Origin of the sequence: Metabacillus sediminilitoris (genome assembly GCF_009720625.1) — a bacterium.
In the GTDB taxonomy this organism is placed as follows: Bacteria; Bacillota; Bacilli; order Bacillales; family Bacillaceae; genus Metabacillus; species Metabacillus sediminilitoris.
Window position 1 is genome coordinate 2,848,311 of sequence record NZ_CP046266.1, and the last position, 22,228, is coordinate 2,870,538.

Below are 22,228 nucleotides of genomic sequence, written 5' to 3' on the forward strand. Positions count from 1 at the left end.
TGTATTTTAGATAATGAGTATGATTTAAACGAAATTATATATTTTGATAATATTACATAAAAAATATGGTGAAATCTGAAGAACAAATGGGGAAATGCCAATAATAATTAGACAGATGGAAGTAAATGATGCAGAAAACATTATTGTGTTAAGTAATAAAATTGGCGAGTCTGGCTTTTTGCTGTATGAACCTGATGAAAGAAATACAACTACCGAACAACAAAGAACATAATAAAAAGAACTATATCTGGAAAGAAAACAAACTTGTTGGCTTTATCACAACGTTAGGTGGCAATTTAAAACTGAACCAACATTCTGTATATCTTGTGTTGGGTGTACTTGGATAGTATTAAGTACAAGGCAAAACAACTATATTATTTAAACTAGGGTTTGAGAGGGTAAGGTAATAAAAATATCAAGAATAGAACGTACTGTTATCAAAAATATCATTAAGAATTTCAACCTATATAGAAAAATGAGGTTTATCTAAGAAGTTCATCACCCAAAATTTAATATCGATGAAAAAGGGATGTTAATTGCAGCTAATACATTAGGTGTCGCAACATTAACATATTTAGAAAATAATAATTAACAACAAAAATTAATATAACTACTATGAAAATTAAATTATGTAAGGAAGAAAAGAAGGCAATACTAAAGAAGACGCAGCTCATTCATTTTTAAAAAAAGGAGAGCGCCTGATTCATAGGCAATTAAAAAGCTAATCTTTAGACTGGATCAGGATGCTTCTGTTTCTGTCAGCGAAACGGTGTAGCCTAAGCTTTCAAGTCGTCGAAGCGAATGACGTACAATTGATTGTGCTCTTTGTTTATCAAAGTAGTCTTCACCTAAGTCTACATACATTTCTTTTCGTGTTAAAAGATAGTAACATATTCGCAATATGGCATGAGAGACAACAATAGCAGCGCGTTTTGTACCCTTGCGGGCAGCTGTACGTCGATACAATGCCCCAAGGTAGTTTTTAGATCCTCTTACTGAGTGAGCTGCTTCTTGTAAGGCTGATTTTAAATATTTATTCCCTTTCTTAGTTTTGGAAGATTTTCTTTTACCAGCACTTTCGTTTTGTCCTGGAACTAACCCTGCCCAAGAACACATATGAGCAGCGCTTGGAAATTGATTTTTAACATCAGTTCCAATCTCAGCTAGAATCTGTTCTGCCATACGGGTAGCGACACCTGGAATTGAATCTAAACGTTCAACGTCATCTTGATAAGAACTCATTCTTTCTGCAATTTCATTATCAAGCTTCTCGATTTGATCTGTAAGAAAATCAATGTGAGTGATAATTGTTTTAAGCATCATTCGCTGATGAGGGCTAATGTAGCCTCTTAATGCTAACTCTAGTTCCTCTTTTTTCTTTTTCAATGTTCTGCGAGCGAAGCTTGCGAGCTTTACGGGATCATCTTCTCCATCAGCAATCGCACGAAGCATCTCCATAGCGGAAACACCCTTAATTTGTGACACAACTGAACCCAGTTTAATGTTAGCACCTTCTAACACTTTTTGGATTCGATTTTGTTGTCTCGCCCGTTCTTGAATGATACTTCTACGGTATCGAACTAATTCTCGTAATTCTCTTTGATCTCGATTGGGAATATAGCTAGCTTTTATTAATCCATGACGAAGAAGCTTCGCAATCCACTCAGCATCATTTACATCAGTTTTCCGTCCAGGAACAGCTTTAATGTGTTGTGCATTGACTACTAAAAATTCAATTCCCTCACTTTCTAGTAAATTCACAATTGGCTTCCAGTATACGCTGGTGCTTTCCATGGCAACATGAGAACAATTGTGTTCCTTAATCCAGTCTAATAGTTTTAACAAAAACACGGTTTTCGTTGAAAAAGTTTGAATCTCCTTTCCTTCTGGTGTAAGAATACATGCGGTGATAGAGTCTTTATGAACGTCCATCCCACATGCTCGTTCAATGATTACATCCATTTTAATTTTCCTCTCTACGACATATTAGTGGAGGCTGGTGCAACAACCAGAACAGGGATTAATCTACTATGAGTGCTTCCGCAAGGGAGCAACAGTCAGTGGTGCACCGTGGTCGAAGGAGTCAGACTAAAGGGTGGGCTCTAACGCACCATAGTTTATCGACCTTCCTCTCCCAGCCGTAGAATCAGTATTGACGGTTCTAGACCATTTTCATTCTCTGTGGTGCAGCGCTGATTTTTGCGCTGCATGGGCGGCTAAAGGGTCAAATCAACACATTTGAAAACCAACTGTATTGGTAGGTCCTTTATTTTTCAAAAAATTATTATTGTGGCTTGACCGTATAACAATTATCTCAGCTTATCTAAAAGGATTCGCAGAAACTATACTAAAATTTTTAGAGTGATTTATTGTAGATTGATAATTTATTCATATAAGTTAGTTAAATAAAGTATACGATGGAAATGGATTTCTCTTGTTGATTATCTGTAAGAACTAGATAATTTAATGTTAAGTAGTTATTTTTAAAATGGTGAAGTCAATTTAAAAAGAAAAACGATTATATAGAAATAAACACAATATTTTTTTATATTAAAAAATCAATAAAAATTCTTTTTAAAAGATGAGGTTTTTGAATGAATATAACTTAATCAGGCGCAAATCCAATAGAAGTTGCAACTTAAAAAAAGACATTTACTGATATATGAAAAATTATTTTTTGAATTGTAAAAAGATTAAAAAATAAATTGACAAAGATAAAAACCGCAGATTATAATCAACTTAAGAAATTCGTAAACAGAGTTTTACATTATAAAACAACTTCTTCTAGAGTAATTGACACCAATGAAAACACATCATTCAAAATTTTTTAATAGGAATCTTTTATTCTTATTTTTAAAAACAGAGTTTTATATTATAAAACAATGAGTGTTTTTTATTATGGTGACGATAGAAGAAGTTTTTTTATACTTACAATGATAACGCTTACAAACAAAAAAGGGAGGTTTTTTCATGAAAAAAAGGAAAATGTTTGGATTTGCTGCAAGTATAACTCTTGCGGGGGCTGTTCTTCTTGCAGGGTGTAGTAGTGAGGGGACCAAAACGAGTGGATCTGGGGTTGAAAAGAAAACAATCAAGGTTGCACACTATTTTGCTGATAATCATCCCCAAAACATTGCACTAAAGGAAAAATTCAAAAAAATAGTTGAAGAGGAAAGCAATGGAGAATTAGAAGTACAGATTTATGCGAACAGTACTTTGGGAGCAGAAAAAGAATTTTACGATGGTGTCAGAAATGGAACAATAGAAATGGGTATTCCAGGTTTAATCATGCAGGCGGATATACCGAAGATGGGTGTTCCTGAATGGCCATTCTTATTTAGAGATTTTGAACATGTAAAAAAAGTTTTAAATGGTCCTATTGGTGAAGAAATAACAGCAGAGTTGGAACCTAAACATGGGGTAACACCATTAGCTTGGAGTGCGAATGGATTTAGAATGGTTTCAAGTAACAGAACGATTGAGAGTATGGAAGATTTTAAAGGATTACGACTCAGAATGCCAAACATTCCAAATTACATAAAATTAGGTGAAGCACTTGGAACAAATGTAAGTCCATTGCCGATTTCAGAAATATTTACTGCACTGGAACAAAAAGTTGTCGATGGGCAGGATAACCCAATTGCAACTGTAAGGAATTCAGGATTCTACGAAATTCAAAGTGACGTACTAGAATCAAAACATATGTTTAGCCCTAATATTTATATCGTTAATACCAAATTTTTTAATAGTTTGACGGAGGAGCAGCAGCAAATTATTAAAAAAGCAGCAAAAGAGGCAGCAGCCTATGAATTCGATTTATTAGAAAAAGGTTATGAAGAAGATAAAAAGTTCCTTCAAGATAATGGTATTAAATTTACTACTCCTGACAAGAGTTTTTCAGAAGATATGTTAAAAGCAAGTCAACCTGTATATGATGATATTTTTGCGGAAAATGAATGGGCAGAAGAACTCGTCGAAAAAATTAAAGCAGAATAAAGAATCTAGCTTTAGTTGGGAAGGAGAGACAAAAGATGGATAAAATTTCTAAATTTTTAGAAAAAACGCTAAACATCATAATGGCTTCTGCCTTAGGAATAATGGTCATTCTTGTTTTTGGTAATGTTGTTCTTCGATATTTCTTTAATTCAGGGATTACTTGGTCAGAAGAAATGTCACGCTATCTCTTTATTTGGTTAACATTCTTAGGTGCTATTGGCGCATTTAAAAACAAAGAACACTTAGGTGTTGACATGGTGATCAAACGACTTCCAATTAAGGGGAAAAAAATTGTCCTTATAATAGGTGATTTGATGATGTTATTCGTCCTTTTACTGATCTTGGATGGCAGCTGGAAGATGACATTAATTAACATTGATAGTAAAGCTCCTGCTACTGGAATGCCTTTAGCATTTGTATATGGTACAGGCATTCTTGTAAGCGTTTCAATGGGTTTAATCATTATCAACAACTTATATAAAATCATTTTTAACAAGATAAAAAATGAAGAATTAGTCATGATAAGTGAATCAGAAGAGTTAATTTCCCTCCATGGTGATGCATTTATCTCAGAAGATTATATAGATAAGAAGGAGGAGAAGCACGGATGATTGGTGTATTTGTCGGATCTTTACTCGGGGCCATGGGACTTGGGATTCCTATTGCTTTCGCCTTACTTGTCAGTAGTGTAGTCTTAATGTATTTTCTCGGTATCTTCGATAGCCAGATCATCGCGCAGAACTTAATCAGTGGTGCTGATAATTTTCCTCTGATGGCAATTCCGTTCTTTATGTTGGCAGGAGAAGCAATGAATCGGGGGGGCTTGTCAAGACGTATCGTCGAAATGGCTATGACAATGGTCGGGCATATCAGGGGAGGCCTTGGTTATGTAGCAATCATTGCAGCTGTCTTATTTGCAAGTTTATCTGGATCAGCGGTAGCTGATACGGCTGCTCTTGGTGCTATACTAATTCCGATGATGGTGAAATCTGGTTACGATAAAAATGTTTCAAGCGGACTAATTGCTTCAGGAGGTATTATTGCTCCAATTATACCGCCAAGTATTGGATTTATCATTTTTGGTGTAGCAAGTGGTGTTTCGATTACAAAGCTATTTATGGCAGGGATAGTACCAGGTATTTTACTAGCAGTTGGATTGACAATTACTTGGGCAATTATTGCACGAAAAGATAAAGTTGCAGTTCAACCACGTGCATCAGCAAAAGAAGTTATTCGTTCGCTTCGACAAGGAGTTTGGGCCCTTTTTCTTCCTGTCATTATTATCGGAGGATTGAAATTTGGCTTATTTACACCGACAGAAGCTGCAGTAGTTGCTGCGGTCTACGCATTATTCGTAGGTCTAGTAATCTATCGTGAAATGAAAGTAAGTGAACTGTTCGATGCATTAGTACATGCAGGAAAGATGACAAGTGTTGTCATGTTCTTAGTTGCTGCAGCACTAGTTTCATCTTGGCTGATTACAGTAGCTAATTTACCTACAGCAGTCATTGGCTTGCTAGAGCCATTTTTGGATCACCCGTTACTTCTATTAATAATGATAAACTTGCTGGTCATCATAATTGGAACAGCAATGGATATGACACCGACTATTTTAATTTTAACTCCTGTTTTAATGCCATTAGTAGAAGCTGCTGGAATTGACCCTGTATACTTTGGTGTTCTTTTTATCTTAAATAACGCAATCGGTCTACTTACACCACCTGTCGGAACCGTCTTAAATGTCATGTGTGGTATTAGTAAAATCAGTATGGAAGATATCATGAAAGGCATATGGCCATTTTTACTCGTTGAAGTAATCATTTTGATCTTGTTAATTCTGTTCCCTTCCTTAGTGTTAGTTCCTCTTGGTTGGTTTACTTCATAAAAGGAATGAAACGTAAACTAAGTTTAAAATGCTAGATTAATATCTTTTAGGAGGAAATCTAATGAAAATATGGCTAAAACGTTTTGCGGCGGGAGTAATTCTTCCTGGAGTTTTACTTTTAAGCGCTTGTAGCGGTGGAACTCAAAATGAAAGCGCTGCAACGTCAGCTGATGGTATTCAAGAAAGAACAATTAAAGCAGGAATCGGTAATAGTGAATCACATCCTCAAGGACAAGGTATGGTGAAATTTAAAGAACTACTTGAGGAAAAAAGTGGTGGGAAAATGAAAGTGCAAAACTTTTTTGACGCAACTCTTGGTGATGATCTTAAAATGACAGAAGCTCTCCAAGGTGGTTTACAGGAAGTTACAGTACCCTCAACTTCCCCATTAGTGGGAATGATTAAGGAATTTGGCATTTACGATTTTCCATTTGTTTTCAATACTGAAAAAGAAGCTTACTCTGTTTTAGATGGTGCAGTAGGGCAAAAGCTTTTGGATAAATTGCCTGAGCATGATTTAGTAGGACTTGGATACTGGGAAAATGGCTTCCGAAACTTAACAAATAGTAAACATCCAGTTAATACAGCTGAAGATTTCAAAGGGCTCAAAATTCGTACAATGCAAAATGAAGTTCACTTAGAAGCATTTTCAAAATTAGGTGCTAATCCTTCTCCAATGGCTTTTTCTGAAGTATTTACAGCATTAGAATCAGGTACTGTTGACGGACAAGAAAACCCGCTCGCAACAATAAAAACACAAAAGTACAGTGAAGTTCAAGATTACTTAAGTCTTACAAAGCATGTGTATACACCCTTTGTCTTTCTTGTAAGTAAAAAGTTCTGGGATAGCTTATCAGAAGAAGAACAAAAAATTATGAGTGAGGCAGCACAAGAGGCAGGCGAATACCAACGGGCACTTAATCAAGAAGAAAATGAGAAAGCACTAAAGATTTTAGAAGAAGAAGGAATGAAAATCAACGAAGTATCACCTGAAGAAGCTGAAAAAATGAAAGAAGTCATTCAACCAGTAACAGATGAATTTGCTAAAAAATTTGGATCTGATCTTGTAGAAGAGATGATGTCCGAAGTTGAAAAAGTGCGTGGGAATTAATCCAGCATTTGTAGTAAGGAGGAGTGAAATTGGATATTATTTCGGAACTTTTACGAGAGGTCCAATTACCTAAAATGGTCAAAGTTCGGCAAAAATTCTATGCACCTCAGCTCGCAGATGTTGCGGGCGAGGTGCAAAAAGCGATAAAAGAAGCGGGAGTCTTATCAAGAATATCGGATAATGACCGTGTGGCAATTGCTGTAGGAAGCAGAGGGGTAGCAGATTTACCTATCCTTGTAAGAGAAACAGCAGCAGCGGTCAAAAAAGCTGGCGGCAAACCATTTATCGTACCAGCCATGGGCAGCCATGGCGGTGCCACAGCAGAAGGGCAGATCGACGTGCTGCATCAACTCGGGGTTACCGAAGAAGCAGTTGGAGCGCCTATAAGGTCTTCGATGGAAGTTGAAAAATTGGGTGTACTACCTAATGGTCTCCCTGTATATATGGATAAAATTGCTTATGAATCAGATAAAATTATCGTCATTAATCGGATAAAGCCCCATACTGCATTTCGCGGACCAGTTGAAAGCGGACTTATGAAAATGATTACGATTGGATTAGGAAAGCAAAAAGGTGCTGAAGCAGCACATGCCTTTAGCTTTAAGTACATGGCAGAACATGTGCCTGAGATGGCGAAAATTTCCCTTGCAAAAGCTCGAATTATTTTTGGACTTGGAACGATCGAGAATGCTTATGATCAGCCTGCAAAAATCATTGCTGTACCTGCCGAGGATTTGGAAAAGGTAGAGCCACAACTATTGATTGAAGCGAAGTCATTAATGCCCAAGATTCATTTCGATAAGATGGATGTTTTGATAGTGAATGAGATTGGAAAAGATATTTCCGGAGATGGTATGGACCCAAACATAACCGGAAATTTTGCTACACCATATGCATCTGGAGGTCCTGAGGTAACGAGAACTGTAGTCCTTGGACTAACCGAGAAAACCCATGGAAACGCAAACGGAATTGGAATGGCAGATATGACGACAAAAGCAGTAATGAATGAAATTAAGTGGGAAAAAGGGTATGCCAATGCCCTCACTAGTACTGTGATAGATGTGATAAAACTCCCAATGTGTCTAGACACACAGGAGTTGGCTGTAAAAGCGGCGATTAAAACGTGTAATGCATTTGACCTTAATAAAGTAAGGGTAGTAAGGATCAAAAATACACTCGAAATCGACGAAATTTGGATTTCTGAAAGTATGATTGAAGAGGCAAGAAAAAATAGTAATTTAGAAATTTTAACAGAACTTGAAGAATTAGTACTAGATTAATAGACATTCATGTCTTTAATAGATAATTAGATTGTATTGAAAGATGAAAAGGAGTGTTTTGATGGCTCACTTATATCCTCTTATTGAAAATGAGGTAAATCCTTATCGAGATAACGTACAAGGAAAGGCAAATGAACCGATTACAGTTGCAGGGTTACTGGACCGTGCGAAACTGACGCTTGGCTCTACATATGAAGGTGGTAAACCGGACTGGACGCTAGAAGAGATTTATATGCGTCTAGAACGAAATGCACCGCGCATTGCAATAATAGGTGGTTCTTCTGATCATCCAGCACACATTATGGATTATCAAACATCAGCTCGAGCAGCTATCCGAATCTGGCAAAACGGCGGTGTACCATTTTACTTCTCGACACCAGTAATGTGTGATGGTACAGCCCAAAGTAATCAAGGAATGAGTTACTCCCTTCAAAGTCGAAATGCAGTTGCACAAATGGTGGTCAACCAGCTTGAAGCACACAGTTATCACGGAGCATTCGTCATTCAAGGATGTGATAAACAGCCACTCGGTGTTGTAAGCGCACTTGCCCATGTGGATCGTGTACGACGCAACCGAGGTGAAGCGCCATTTTTCGCAACATTCGCACCTGCTCATGTATTAGAGGGGGGCACGATCCCAGATGATGTGATCGATGAATTAGAAGCACTGGCGAAAAAGGCAGAATTTGAAGGTGCACAAGATGTGGCCTTTGATTTACGCGACACAATGGCTTATATATTACAATGCTCATCAAATACTGCATTTCAAGGGGTGTTCGAACGTGCATATGAAAGGGGAATATTGACAAAAGAACAGCATAAATATTTCGAAATGAGGCTTGCTGTTGCAACATGTGACGGACAAGGCGGGGTATGTGCCTTTAATGGAACTGGAAACAGTTCACGTCATTTAGTAGCTGGTATGGGACTCGTACATCCGGCAGTCGAACTATTAACAGATCCACCATCACAACGTCAAATTAATGCTGTACTAGACAGTTTTGCAGGAATGATCAATAAAGAAAGATATGGTGTTTCAAATATAGTCGCTGCAAATATAAAAAATGCAATCCGGATACACAGCGCGTCAGGCGGCTCGACGAATTTAATGATGCATATCGTCTCTGCAATGCTTTATGGAGGTTACAAATTTAGTTTATGGGACCTTGACAACATTCATCATTCACATCCGATTCCAGATTTATTTGACTATAGCTTAACAGAAGGACGTGACATTTATTCACTTGCAATGCAGTGCTGCAGTGGCACAAGCCGCGGTATGGAAACACTATTTTATGAGCTTATTGAAAATGGTGTGCCAATGGATCAAGATGTACCAACAGTAGCCGGAAAGACGTGGAGAGAACGTCTAGAAATTACGCGCAGCCTAAAGGCAGTCAATGTAAAAGACAATAAAGTGATTTTATCAACTCCTCGCCGCAGTTTCAGCGGAGTAGATGTGTTAAAAGGGAATTTCTTTGAAAGTGCAGTTGTGAAAATTAGTGGTATGCCGACTCCACAGCTTGATCAGTTTGATGATAAATTGGCATTTACTCTTTATTACGAAAATGAAGATGATGCAAATAAATCCCTGCTTGATTCAAGTTTGCTTACTACAATAAAAGGACAAAAACTTTTCCCACATGATCTTTTGCTTGCAACACTTAAATTCAATAATGAACTTGAGTGGAACCGTCTTAAAGATGCAACTTATAATGAATTGTTTGACGAAATGGCAGAAAAAGGCACGATGAAAATTGCCGTTATAATAGCTGGGCAGGGCCCTGTCGCATTCGGCATGCCGGAAATGTTTACACCTATGCAACACATTAATGCGAACTGTATCATGAAAAAGCTTGCGACAATCATAAGCGATGGCCGCTATTCAGGTGTTACATATGGTGCTGCTATCGGACATATGACTCCAGAAGCATATGAAGGTGGAGGCATTGGCTTCCTCCAAACAGGTGATATTGTTCACCTTCAGCTTCGCAGCCGTCGTATTGATTTTATTGATTGCTCTCAACTTCTATTAGGAAACATTGTGCATGAGTTTTCAAGTCAATTAAAAGAAGAAAGACAATCACTAGTTGAAGAGCGTAAGCAACGTATGAAAATTCGTCAAAAATTGGTTGCTGCCAGTAATCGGATGTATGGGCATACAGATGCGGCTAACGGCGTTGTTCCAATCGCTATTGTTGAAGATGCGATACTTGACTATGAAAAAGATTTATTAGTTCAGGAAACAAACATAGTTAATAAGTAAGGAATGCTCGTCATAAATCCGATATAATAAGAAAAATGAAAGTTAGAGGAGTGAGGAACAATGCCTATCATCCAATCAGTGGAGCGTGCATTAAAAATACTGGATTTATTTGACGAGCGTGAAAGAGAATTACCGATAACTGAAATTAGCAAACGAATGAACTTGCATAAAAGTACTGTTCATTCGCTATTAAAAACCCTTCAACAGCAGCATTATATTTCGCAAAATGAGGAAAATGGAAAATACTCACTTGGTTTGAAACTGCTTGAGCGCGGGAGTATGGTTATAGGACATCTTGATTTACGAAATGTTGCAAGGAAACATCTTGAATGGCTTTCAGCAACAACAAATTTAACGATACACTTGGTTATATTAGACGGAAAAGAAGGCGTATATGTCGATAAAGTGGAAGGCAGCGGGGTAACCGTGTTGTATTCACGCATTGGCCGACGTGTTCCGATCCATACGAGTGCAGTAGGAAAGACACTTGTCGCAACAAAAACGGATAGTGAACTTAACTTGCTCTTAGATGGTTATCATTTTACAAAGCCAACAGAAAAATCTATAAGCTCTAAAGAACAATTTTTAGAGGAAATAGTAAAAGTCCGTTCTGCTGGTTATTCAATCGATAATGAAGAAAATGAACCAGGCATTTTTTGTCTAGCTGTACCAATTAAGAATTATTCAGGCAATGTCATTGCTGCTGTAAGTATATCTATGCCTGCATCGAAAAAGAATCAAGAAACACTTGACTATTATGTAAGCATTTTAAAGGAATGCAGCGGTAAAATATCACATGAGCTTGGTTATGAATTTCAAAAAATATAAGATATGACCATTTGTCTTTAGGAGGAAAATAAACTATGAGAATTATTCGTTATTTAAAAGGAAATGAAAAACAACTTGCAATAGTAATAAACGAAAACCAAGCAGTAGACCTTCCATTTTCGGATTTTATGTCGTTGATTGAAACGGCACGTCAGAGTGATAAAACAGCATTTGATATTATAAAACAAATAGCGATCGAAGGAGATCGACAACCATTGGAAGGTCTTAAATTAACGACGCCTATCGATGCTCCTGAAGTATGGGCATCAGGTGTGACGTATAAAAAAAGCAAAGAAGCACGAAATTACGAAGCAACACAAGGGAAGCTTGACCGTCAAACATTTTATGACAAAGTTTATGATGCAGTACGTCCTGAAATCTTCTTTAAATCAACATCTGCAAGAACAGTCGGACCGAATGACCCTGTTTATTTGCGGTCAGATTCAAATTGGCAAATTCCAGAGCCTGAGCTAGGGCTCGTTATCGATAAAAATGGCACAATACTAGGATACACAATTGGAAACGACATGAGCTGCCGTGATATTGAAGGTGAAAACCCTCTATACTTGCCACAAGCAAAAGTATGGAAAAACTCTTGTTCAATCGGACCAGCAATATTATTAAAAGAAGCAGTTTCAGATCCGTACGAATTTAAAATTATTTGCCGTATTTATCGCAATGATGAAAAAGTTTTCGAGGGTGAAGCACAAGTTAACCAGTTAAAAAGAACACTAGATGAACTAGTACATTACTTAACTCTTGATAACGACATATTTGACGGAACGGTCCTTCTTACTGGAACGTGTGTGGTACCGCCTAATGAATTTACATTAATGGATAAAGACAGAATTGAAATTGAAATTCCAGGTATCGGTAAATTGAATAACCCTGTTGTTCAAAGTGAAAAAGCAAAACTAGTGAATTAAAGGGGGAACGAAGATGAGCGAATATAAAACACTTTATTTAAATGCAAATGATAGTGTAGCTGTCGCTTTGTCAGATATTCCTGAACATACTGTTGTAACTATTAAAGCGGATGAAATAGACATCACGGTAAGAATTCTTGAACCAATACGCTTTGGGCACAAATTTGCTGTTAAACCGATTCAACAAGGGGAAAACATCATTAAATACGGGGAAGTTATCGGCGCGGCTGTTGTTGCCATACAAGAAGGTGCACATGTTCATGTACACAACTTAGAGGGCAAAAGGGGAAGAGGTGACAAAATTGGTAAATGATAAAATGCAGTTTTGGGGATATCGTCGTCCAGATGGACGCGTTGGTGTTCGTAATCATGTTCTCATTTTACCAACGATAACATGTGCAACACAAACGGCACAACGTGTAACAGAGCTTGTTAGTGGAACAGTCACATTTATTCACCAGCACGGTTGTGCACAAGTAGGAACAGATTACGACCAAACGGCTCGAACCTATGCTGGTATGGGCATGAATCCAAATGTATACGGTGTCATTGTCCTTGGACTCGGCTGTGAAACACATCAGGCACACCGTATTGGTGATGAAATTGCAAAATGCGGCAAACCTGTGCAAACGGTATCAATCCAAGACAATGGCGGCACACTGCAAACAATTGCCGAGGTAGCTAAGATTGCAGTAAGAATGGTTCAGGATGCATCAATGGTTCAGAGGGAGCTTTGTGATTTTAGTGAACTAATCGTTGGGACGGAGTGCGGAGGATCTGATGCATGTTCAGGTCTTTCCGCAAACCCAGCAGTTGGACGCACAAGCGATATGATTGTCGAACAAGGCGGCACAGCAATTTTAGCGGAAACGACGGAATTAATTGGTGCTGAGCATTTACTAGCAAACCGTGCTGCAAACGATGAGGTAGCAAAAAAAGCGTATGCTGTCATTAAAATGATGGAAAATCGCTCAATTCAAATGGGTGTTGATATCCGTACCGGCAACCCAAGCCCTGGAAATATAGAAGGTGGTTTAAGTTCGCTCGAGGAAAAATCACTTGGTGCTTCAACAAAATCAGGCACGACACGATTGGAAGAAGTAATCGACTATGCGCAAAGGCCGACAAAAAAAGGGTTGGTCTGGATGGATACGCCAGGTCATGACATTGAGCAATTAACAGGAATGGTGGCTGGCGGGGCACAAGTTGTTCTCTTTACTAGTGGCCGTGGAACACCAACTGGGTCACCGATAGCCCCTGTTATTAAAATATCAACGAATACTCCAATGTTTGAACGCATGAATGAAAACATGGATCTCGATGCTGGTACGATTGTCGATGGCAAGGAAACTGTTGCTGAAGTCGGTATGAGAATCATGGAGGAAATTCAAGCCGTATCTAACGGCAAATTAACAAAAGCAGAAATCTTGAAGCAGCATGATTTTGGTATTTGGAGAATTGGTCCAACATTTTAAGAAAAGCGCAAGCGCCCGTTCAGCGACGTATGAACTGGAGCACTCCGTATGAGATAAATGAAACACGAAGAGCAATAGCGATTCGATTGTTGACTTAGCGTATAAGGAGGGTGAAGTTCACTAGGCGCTGGGCGCTGGAGCTAGACACGAAACTAAGTACAAAAAACTTATATTTTCTTTACTTTTAATAAAAAGGAGAATTAAAAATGACAACTTCAATTAAAACAACTACTTATCAAAACTTTATTAATAACCGCTGGATTGAATCTGTATCTGGAAAAACGATTGCGAGTATTAACCCTGCAACAAAAGAAATAATCGGATACGTTCAAAATTCTACTATTGAAGAATTAAACGCTGCTGTTGATGCTGCGTACGTTGCGAAAAAAGCCTGGCGCAAACTTGGTCAATCAGCTCGTGGTCAACTACTCTTTAAAACTGCGAACATATTAGAAGAAAATCTTGAAGAAATTGCCGAAACGATGACAAGAGAAATGGGAAAAACCCTTCCAGAAGCAAAAGGTGAAACAGCAAGAGGTATTGCTATTCTTCGTTACTATGCAGGTGAAGGGATGAGGAAAGATGGAGATGTTATTCCATCCTCAGATAAAGATGCACTTATGTTTACAAAACGTACTCCGCTCGGGGTTGTAGGTGTAATTACGCCTTGGAATTTCCCGGTTGCGATTCCAATTTGGAAAATTGCTCCTGCACTTGTATATGGAAACACAATTGTGTTTAAACCTGCAAGCGAAGCAGCAGTTACAGCAGCTAAAGTTGTTGAATGCTTTGAAAAAGCCGGTTTCCCTGAAGGTGTCTTGAACTTCGTAACAGGATCAGGTTCTGTGATAGGGCAGAGCTTAATAGACCATCCAAAACTAAATGCTATTACCTTCACTGGTTCTGAAAGTGTTGGGCATAGTGTAGCGAAATCTGCTTCTGCTCGTGGGATCAAATATCAGCTTGAAATGGGTGGTAAAAACCCAGTAATCGTTACGAAAGATGCCAACATTGATCAAGCTGTTGAAGCTGTCATAAGCGGTGGATTCCGTTCATCTGGCCAAAAATGTACTGCATCAAGCCGCGTTGTCGTGGAATCTACTGTCTATGAAGAATTCAAACAAAAGCTTATTGAAGCAACAGAAAAAATTACTGTTGGTAATGGGCTAAAAGATGGTATCTGGATGGGTCCTTGTGCAAGTGAAAGTCAGTTCAATACGTTTAAAGAATACATTGAAAAAGGAAAACAAGAGGGTGCGACACTTGTCTGTGGCGGGGAAGTGTTAACAGGTGGAGAATATGATAACGGTTTCTTTGTTACCCCAGCTATTTTCGATAATGTCACAATAGAAATGGCAATTGCACAAGATGAAATTTTTGGCCCAGTTATCGCTCTTATTAAAGCGGACGATCTTGAAGAAGCGATTGAATTAGCAAATAATACGAAATACGGTTTAAGTGCATCGATCTTTACTACAAATATTAGCTCAATTCTTGAATTTATTGATGAAATTGAAGCAGGACTTGTCCGCATTAACGCTGAAAGTGCAGGTGTTGAGCTCCAAGCACCATTTGGAGGCATGAAAGCTTCAAGCAGCGGTTCTCGCGAACAAGGGGAAGCAGCGAAGGAATTTTTCACTGCTATTAAAACGGTATTTATTAAAGGCTCTTAATAGAAAAATGGAGATTTCTAAATATAGGAATCTCCCACTCTATATAATATGAGGTGTGTTCTATGAAAATTTCAAAAGTATCTTTATTCAAGGTACCACCGCGGTGGCTTTTTATAAAAATTGAAACAGACGAAGGCATTACAGGTTGGGGAGAACCTGTTGTAGAAGGTCGTGCCGATACTGTAAAAGCTGCAGTTACTGAACTAACAGATTACTTAATCGGCCGCAACCCTAACGACATTGAAGATATTTGGCAGACACTGTATCGAGGAGGATTTTACCGTGGCGGACCAATTTTAATGAGCGCAATTTCCGGAATTGAACAGGCGTTATGGGACATTAAAGGAAAGTACTACAACATACCAGTATATGAAATGCTTGGAGGAAAAGCTCGTCAAAAAATTAAAGTGTACTCATGGGTAGGGGGAGATCGACCCGCTGATGTTGTCGCTGCCGCCAAAGAAAAGCAAGATCAAGGCTTCCTGGCTGTGAAAATGAATGCATCTGAAGAAATGAATTACATAGACAGTTTTTCAAAAGTTGAAGCAGTTATTGAGCGCGTTGCATCCATTAGAGAAGCAGTCGGAAAGGACTTTGGCATCGGTGTTGATTTTCATGGACGTATTCATAAAACGATGGCAAAAACAATTGTAAAAGAATTGGAACCATACCGTCCAATGTTTATCGAAGAACCTGTTCTACCAGAAAACAATGAAGCACTTCGTGACATTGCTATGCATACGACGTGCCCAATTGCGACTGGTGAAAGAATGTATACTCGCTGGGGATTTAAGCAACTTCTCCAAGATGGTTACGTTGATATTATTCAGCCGGATCTGTCGCATACAGGTGGTATTTTAGAAGGAAAAAAAATTGCTGCAATGGCAGAAGCATATGATGTGGCTATTGCGCCGCATTGTCCTCTAGGTCCGATGACGCTAGCTTCATCTATACATCTTGACGCATCAACACCAAACTTTATCATTCAGGAGCAAAGCTTAGGAATCCATTATAACGAAGGAATGGATATTCTCGACTATATAAAGAACCCTGAAGTGTTTGCCTATGAAAATGGTTATGTAAATATATCAGAAAAACCAGGACTTGGAATTGAAATTAATGAAGAGAAAGTAAAACAAGCAGCAGAAGTTGGTCATGATTGGAGAAATCCAATCTGGCGTCATGAAGACGGTAGTATCGCCGAATGGTAAGTGCGAAGGGAGAAGGAAAATGAATTTTCAAGGAATCATACCCCCGGTAGTCACGTTATTTGATGAAGCAGGAAATTTAGATTTAATGCTGAACAAACGGTATATTGATAAACTAATTTCACAGAATATTCATGGAATTTTGTTGATGGGAAGTTCTGGTGAATTCTCATCACTTACGACAGAAGAACGCAAGCTTTACGTTCGCGAAATGATTAAGCACATAAATGGCCGTGTACCTGTTATGGTTGGCGTGGGTCATACCGCATTAAAAGATGTGCTTGATTTAACTTCCTATGCAGAAGAGCATGGAGCAGACGGTGTTCTTGTCGTGAACCCATATTACTGGAAATTGTCAGATGAGCAATTATATAGATTTTTTTCATGTGTTGCTGAACACACAAAGCTGCAAGTATTCATTTATAACATCCCTCAACTAACTGGGCAAAATTTGTCAGTTGAACTAATTAAAAGATTAGCCGAAGCACATTCCAACATCGTTGGTATAAAAGAAACAGTCAGTGATTTTGGCCACATTCGACAAGTACTAACAGAAACGAAAAAAGTACGCAGTGATTTTCAAGTTTTTTCTGCATTTGATGAGCATTTTCTTCCCGCTCTAATGATTGGGGCAGCAGGGAGCATTAACGGAAGTGCTGTCTTCGCTCCTGAAATAGCGGTGGATTTATATGAAACATTTCAAAAAGGTGATTTACTTACAGCACAAAAAAATCATCAAGTGATTTCAAAACTGATGGATATTTACACCTATTGCCCGACATTTTTTACTGCAATGAAAGAAGCCGTTCATCAGCGCTGGTTTGATGTTCCGGCTGGACATCGTGCCCCGTGCGATGTTTTCTCAGATGAATTACGAAATAATGTAGCAACCCTTTTAAATAAAATTGAATTGAAAGAAGGCGCCCAATTATGAAACAATCACGCGACTTACTTGAAAAATTAGGTTATCCAACAACAGATCTTAGTGAACTTCCAACATCAAATAAAAGATTTCCGGACGGTGCACAATATCGAATCGAACTTCCAAGTGTAGAAGGACCAGTTGCTCTTAAAGAAACGTTAAAAGAAATTGACCGTCTTGGCTTAACCATTCACCGTATTTCTCAGGGAAGCGGTATCATGCTTCAAACAGATGAAGAAATAAAAGAAATGTGTGAATTGACTGCAGAACGTGGCATGGAATTAAGTTTGTTTGTCGGCCCGCGCGGCACATGGGATGTTAGTGCAGCACCGCTTACACCAGGTGGAAAATCACAAGGAATCCGCCATGAAGGCGCAGATCAGCTTGTGTATGCAATGGAAGATTTGAAAAGAGGAGCAGAACTTGGACTTCGCGGAGCATTGGTTGCTGATGAGGGTCTTCTTCTCTTGACGAAAGAAATGAAAAAAAGCGGACAGCTGCCTGAGGATTTTGTTGTAAAAGTATCAGTACAAATGGGGGCAGCTAATCCGGTATCAGTAAAACTTATGGAAGACATTGGTGCAGATACATACAATGTGCCACCTGCATTGACACTGCCTAAGCTTGCAGCCATTCGTCAAGCCATTGATATTCCGATTGATTTATATGTAGAGGTGCCAGATACTTTCGGTGGATTCCTTCGTTATTATGAAATACCTGAGATTATTCGAGTTTTAGCACCGGTTTATATTAAATTTGGACTTCGTAATCATCCTGATGTATACCCATCTGGAAAACAATGGGAAAATACCAATATCTCACTTGTTCAAGAACGTGTACGTCGTGCCTCGATTGGTATTCAGATGATTGAAAGATATTATCCAGAAGCAAAAACATCAGAACTTGGAGCAAAAGGACTCGGTATTGCCAAAATCCATAAAACAGCAACAAATTAACTATTAACTATTTGTTCCTGAAACGAGAGGGTCCCCTAATCGTTTCAGGAATTTAAAAAGAGCTTAAGGAGTGGAGCCAAATGGCATATAAAGTAATATTAACTGATTATGAATTTGAAAACTTACAATATGAAGAAGAGGTATTTCAAAATAGTGGATTGGACATTGAATTCATTAAAGTACAATGTAAAACAGAAGAAGAGGTTATTGAGCATGCAAAAGATGCCGATGCCATATTAAACCAATATGCACCTGTCTCACGCCGAGTGATTGAATCTCTACAAAACACAAAAATCATTTCCCGTTATGGAGTCGGCGTTAATACAATTGATCTAGATGCGGCAAAAGAAAAGAGGATTACTGTTGCAAATGTTCCAGATTACGGAATGGAAGAGGTTTCTAACCATGCTTTGGCTCTCTTACTTTCATGGGCTCGTAAAGTAACGCTATTAAACAATGAAGTTAAAAAAGGCAACTGGGACTTTAAGGCATGTGTACCAATACATCGCTTTAATGAACAAACGGTTGGTGTACTAGGCTTTGGCCGTATTCCTCGTCGTCTTATTGAAAAGGTAAAACCTCTTGGGTTTAAAACAGTTGCATATGACCCATTCGTATCTGGTGAAGAAATGGCTGCTGTTGGTGTTGAAAAAATGGAGCTTGATGACTTGATTCGTCACGCAGATTATTTGTCAGTACATGTACCGCTTATTCCTGATACATACCATTTAATTAATGAAGAGCGGCTATCTAAAATGAAAAGAAATGCAGTAATTATTAACACTGCACGCGGTCCAATTATAGATGAAAAAGCATTAGCTGATGCCCTTAAAAAAGGAATAATAGCCGGTGCAGCACTTGATGTGACAGAAGAGGAGCCTGTCAGCATTAATAACCCGTTACTTGAAATGGACAACGTAATTATTACCCCTCACAGTGCCTGGTATTCTGAGGAAGCAATGATTGAACTTAGACAAAAGGCAGCAAAAAACATCGTTCAAGTATTAAGTGGTACAAAAACACCATACGCTTTGACGTAAGAAAGGATATAAATCTATGAAAATAGCAACGTTTTCTGTAGGTGAAGATCAGCATATCGGCATTATGCAAGATGAAAGTATTATTAGTCTAACGGAACTTAGTGCAGAGGAATTCCCACCTTGTTTGAAAACCTTTATTGAACGTAACAATGAGTTAAGGGCACGAGTTGATCAGCTAATTGAGCAATCTGAGAATGACATAGTCACTTTCCCGCTTTCAGATGTAAGAATACTTCCACCACTAACTCAACCGGAAAAAATTATTTGCGTTGGGCTAAATTATATAGATCATTGCAAGGAAACGGGAATGGAACCACCGTCTTCGCCTGTCATCTTTTCAAAATATGCCAATGCAATTATCGGACATAATGAAGCGGTTGAAATCCCAGTAAATTCAAATGAAGTCGATTTTGAAGCAGAACTTGCAATTGTAATTGGAAAAGAGGCGAAATGTGTATCAGAAGAAGAGGCGACTGACTATGTATTCGGCTATACAATTATGAATGACATTAGCGCACGTGATTTACAATTTTCAGATGGGCAATGGTCCCGAGGCAAAACAGCGGACACATTTGCACCAATTGGCCCTGTTGTCGTCACACATGATGAAGTGGGGGACCCGCATAATCTTAAAATATCGCTTGAACTAAACGGAGAAATGATGCAGGATTCGAATACGAATAACTTGATTTTTACTGTTCCGAAAATCATATCATTTTTATCACAGTCCATGACATTAAAGCCGGGAGATCTGATTGCTACTGGTACACCGCCTGGAGTTGGAATGGGTCGTAATCCTAAAGTATGGTTAAAAAATGGTGATCAAATGAACGTTACAATTGAAAAAATCGGTACTCTTTCTAATCATGTGAAATAATGCAGACAAATAGGGAAAGTAGATGATGAAAATGGATGTTGTAACAATTGGTGAAACGATGACATTATTTACACCAAATGAAGAAGGTCCGTTGCGCCATGCCCGTTCCTTTTCAATGAAATTCGGTGGTGCAGAATCGAATGTAGCAATAGGGTTGAGCCGTCTTGGTTATAAGTCACGATGGATCAGCAGGCTTGGCGAGGATGAATTTGGTGAAGCGATGTTATCGTTTATCCGTGGTGAGGGGGTCGATGTCTCATTTGTTACACGTGATTCTGAGGCACCGACCGGAGTCTTTTTTAAAGAGTTCAGACGGATGAATGATACAAGGGTCTATTACTACCGGAAACATTCAGCAGCTAGCAAAATGTCTGCGGAATTGCTTCCTGAAGAAGCAATTAAAGATGCCGCATACCTTCATATTACCGGTATTACTCCTGCGCTTGGTCAATCTTCCCGTTCTATCATTGACAAAGCAATTCGTATTGCTAAAGATAACTCCACAAGGATTGTCTTTGATCCAAATTTACGCTTAAAAATATGGTCTAATGAAAACGAAGCACGACACTACCTAACAAAATACGCTTCTGAGTGTGATATCGTCATGCCAGGTGTGGCTGAAGCTGAATTTTTATTTGGTACACACACACCTGAGCAATATGTAGATTATTTTCACGATCTTGGTGTCAATACAGTTTTGATGAAATTAGGAAAAGAGGGTTCTCTAATCTCAGCTCCTTCGATACCGAAAACATATGTACCAGGCTTTTTAGTGGAAAGGGTTGTTGATCCTGTTGGTGCCGGTGACGCATTTGCAGCAGGTGTTCTATCAGGCCTACTAGATGGATTTTCTCTAAATGAAGCTGTTCGGAGAGGTAATGCAATGGGAGCAATGGTAACGATGGTAAATGGTGATGCAGAGGGGCTGCCAAATCGTGCTGATCTTGATTTGTTTATGAATGGCTGCAAGGAAGATGTCAAAAGGTAGGAAGGATGAAAAGAGTGAGTAAACTTGAAGAACTAAAACAAGGAAAGCTTGTCGCTGTTATTCGCGGTGCCCGTCCAAACCAAATTATACCGATTGCTCGAGCTTTGAAAGAAGGCGGTATCCGAACATTAGAAATCACAGTAGAAACACCTAGAGTATGTCATTTAATTGAAAGTGTGAAAGAAGAGTTTGGTAATCAAATGATTGTTGGTGCCGGCACAGTTTTAGATCCAGAAACTGCTCGTAATACCATTATGGCTGGAGCTGAATTTATCTTTTCTCCGACAGTCAATGTGGAAACGATTAAAATGGCGAAACGTTACGGCATTATCAGCATTCCCGGAGCGTTCACCCCAACAGAAATTTTGACAGCTTACGAGCATGGGGCAGACATGATAAAAGTATTTCCGGCAGATGCGCTAGGGGTGGGCTACTTTAAAAGTCTAAAAGGTCCGCTTCCTCATATCCCTCTTATGCCAACGGGTGGTGTTAATCTCGACAATCTTGCTTCATTTTTAGAGGCAGGTGCTGTCGCGGCAGGACTTGGCGGATCATTACTAAATCCAACCAAATTAATATCAGATGATCATTATGCTGAGCTTGCTGATACGGCAAGAAAATTTACGTCCATCGTGCAAAAAAGTAATCATAATCGAATGTTAAATGTTTAATAGACATTTCCATAGATCCAGTACGGCTTATGAGAAACTAACGATATAAGAACAGACTTAAACACCTCAGAAATTATACGGTATGGACTAAATTACTTTAAATCTTACAAAAAATTTGTTATTCAT

20 protein-coding genes are annotated in these 22,228 nt (G+C 38.6%); 19 read left to right on the top strand and 1 reads right to left on the bottom strand.

The annotated features are described in order from the left end of the window. Window positions 1-94 precede the first annotated feature (94 nt). Window positions 95-232, top strand: a complete 138-nt coding sequence (locus GMB29_RS13480; RefSeq protein WP_155443893.1) for a hypothetical protein — start codon at window positions 95-97, stop codon at window positions 230-232. A gap of 506 nt (window positions 233-738) precedes the next feature. Here the strand turns inward: GMB29_RS13480 and GMB29_RS13485 are convergent. Next, window positions 739-1,962 (bottom strand): IS110 family RNA-guided transposase, encoded by a 1,224-nt coding sequence (locus tag GMB29_RS13485; RefSeq protein ID WP_136359330.1) that lies wholly within the window; start codon window positions 1,960-1,962, stop codon window positions 739-741. A gap of 1,008 nt (window positions 1,963-2,970) precedes the next feature. Between GMB29_RS13485 and GMB29_RS13490 the strand changes: the two genes are divergently transcribed. The 18 genes from GMB29_RS13490 to GMB29_RS13575 all read left to right on the top strand — a co-directional run bounded on the left by GMB29_RS13490 (window position 2,971) and on the right by GMB29_RS13575 (window position 22,102). Further along, window positions 2,971-3,996 carry a TRAP transporter substrate-binding protein gene (locus GMB29_RS13490; protein WP_136354378.1) on the top strand — a complete coding sequence of 342 codons (1,026 nt, stop codon included), beginning with the start codon at window positions 2,971-2,973 and terminating at the stop codon, window positions 3,994-3,996. 35 nt (window positions 3,997-4,031) lie between these two features. Then, complete coding sequence (locus GMB29_RS13495; protein ID WP_136354380.1) at window positions 4,032-4,607, top strand: TRAP transporter small permease; 576 nt, start codon at window positions 4,032-4,034, stop codon at window positions 4,605-4,607. Next, the gene (locus GMB29_RS13500) at window positions 4,604-5,881 is read left to right on the top strand and encodes a TRAP transporter large permease subunit (RefSeq protein WP_136354382.1); all 1,278 of its coding nucleotides are present in this window, start codon (window positions 4,604-4,606) and stop codon (window positions 5,879-5,881) included. Before GMB29_RS13495 ends, GMB29_RS13500 begins: the two co-directional genes overlap by 4 nt. Window positions 5,882-5,942: 61 nt before the next feature. Beyond that, the gene (locus GMB29_RS13505) at window positions 5,943-6,992 is read left to right on the top strand and encodes a TRAP transporter substrate-binding protein (protein WP_136354384.1); all 1,050 of its coding nucleotides are present in this window, start codon (window positions 5,943-5,945) and stop codon (window positions 6,990-6,992) included. 29 nt (window positions 6,993-7,021) lie between these two features. After that, the gene (locus GMB29_RS13510) at window positions 7,022-8,272 is read left to right on the top strand and encodes a nickel pincer cofactor-dependent isomerase, group 22 (protein WP_136354386.1); all 1,251 of its coding nucleotides are present in this window, start codon (window positions 7,022-7,024) and stop codon (window positions 8,270-8,272) included. A 61-nt stretch (window positions 8,273-8,333) separates the two neighbouring features. Further along, on the top strand, window positions 8,334-10,538 hold the full coding sequence (locus GMB29_RS13515; RefSeq protein ID WP_196305182.1) for a dihydroxy-acid dehydratase domain-containing protein: 2,205 nt from the start codon (window positions 8,334-8,336) through the stop codon (window positions 10,536-10,538). A 60-nt stretch (window positions 10,539-10,598) separates the two neighbouring features. After that, window positions 10,599-11,366 carry an IclR family transcriptional regulator gene (locus GMB29_RS13520; RefSeq protein WP_136354388.1) on the top strand — a complete coding sequence of 256 codons (768 nt, stop codon included), beginning with the start codon at window positions 10,599-10,601 and terminating at the stop codon, window positions 11,364-11,366. Between the two features lie 35 nt (window positions 11,367-11,401). After that, the gene (locus GMB29_RS13525) at window positions 11,402-12,292 is read left to right on the top strand and encodes a fumarylacetoacetate hydrolase family protein (RefSeq protein WP_136354390.1); all 891 of its coding nucleotides are present in this window, start codon (window positions 11,402-11,404) and stop codon (window positions 12,290-12,292) included. Between the two features lie 13 nt (window positions 12,293-12,305). Beyond that, window positions 12,306-12,605 (top strand): UxaA family hydrolase, encoded by a 300-nt coding sequence (locus tag GMB29_RS13530; RefSeq protein ID WP_136354392.1) that lies wholly within the window; start codon window positions 12,306-12,308, stop codon window positions 12,603-12,605. Window positions 12,606-12,609: 4 nt separating this feature from the next. Next, window positions 12,610-13,767, top strand: a complete 1,158-nt coding sequence (locus tag GMB29_RS13535) for a UxaA family hydrolase (protein ID WP_136354829.1) — start codon at window positions 12,610-12,612, stop codon at window positions 13,765-13,767. A gap of 206 nt (window positions 13,768-13,973) precedes the next feature. Further along, a complete protein-coding gene (gene gucD / locus GMB29_RS13540; protein WP_136354394.1) occupies window positions 13,974-15,440 on the top strand; it encodes an alpha-ketoglutaric semialdehyde dehydrogenase GucD in 1,467 nt (488 codons plus the stop codon). Between the two features lie 62 nt (window positions 15,441-15,502). Next, a complete protein-coding gene (dgoD, locus tag GMB29_RS13545) occupies window positions 15,503-16,651 on the top strand; it encodes a galactonate dehydratase (protein WP_136354395.1) in 1,149 nt (382 codons plus the stop codon). A gap of 19 nt (window positions 16,652-16,670) precedes the next feature. Continuing rightward, a complete protein-coding gene (locus GMB29_RS13550) occupies window positions 16,671-17,582 on the top strand; it encodes a dihydrodipicolinate synthase family protein (protein ID WP_136354397.1) in 912 nt (303 codons plus the stop codon). Next, window positions 17,579-18,526 carry a U32 family peptidase gene (locus GMB29_RS13555; RefSeq protein ID WP_136354399.1) on the top strand — a complete coding sequence of 316 codons (948 nt, stop codon included), beginning with the start codon at window positions 17,579-17,581 and terminating at the stop codon, window positions 18,524-18,526. The genes GMB29_RS13550 and GMB29_RS13555 overlap by 4 nt, the downstream gene beginning before the upstream one ends. Before the next feature lie 80 nt (window positions 18,527-18,606). Continuing rightward, window positions 18,607-19,566: a C-terminal binding protein gene (locus GMB29_RS13560; RefSeq protein ID WP_136354401.1), complete on the top strand. Its 960-nt coding sequence runs from the start codon at window positions 18,607-18,609 to the stop codon at window positions 19,564-19,566. Window positions 19,567-19,582: 16 nt separating this feature from the next. After that, window positions 19,583-20,443, top strand: a complete 861-nt coding sequence (locus GMB29_RS13565) for a fumarylacetoacetate hydrolase family protein (RefSeq protein ID WP_136354403.1) — start codon at window positions 19,583-19,585, stop codon at window positions 20,441-20,443. Window positions 20,444-20,474: 31 nt separating this feature from the next. Next, complete coding sequence (locus GMB29_RS13570) at window positions 20,475-21,431, top strand: sugar kinase (protein WP_136354831.1); 957 nt, start codon at window positions 20,475-20,477, stop codon at window positions 21,429-21,431. Between the two features lie 14 nt (window positions 21,432-21,445). Next, window positions 21,446-22,102, top strand: a complete 657-nt coding sequence (locus GMB29_RS13575; protein WP_136354405.1) for a bifunctional 4-hydroxy-2-oxoglutarate aldolase/2-dehydro-3-deoxy-phosphogluconate aldolase — start codon at window positions 21,446-21,448, stop codon at window positions 22,100-22,102. Window positions 22,103-22,228 lie beyond the last annotated feature (126 nt).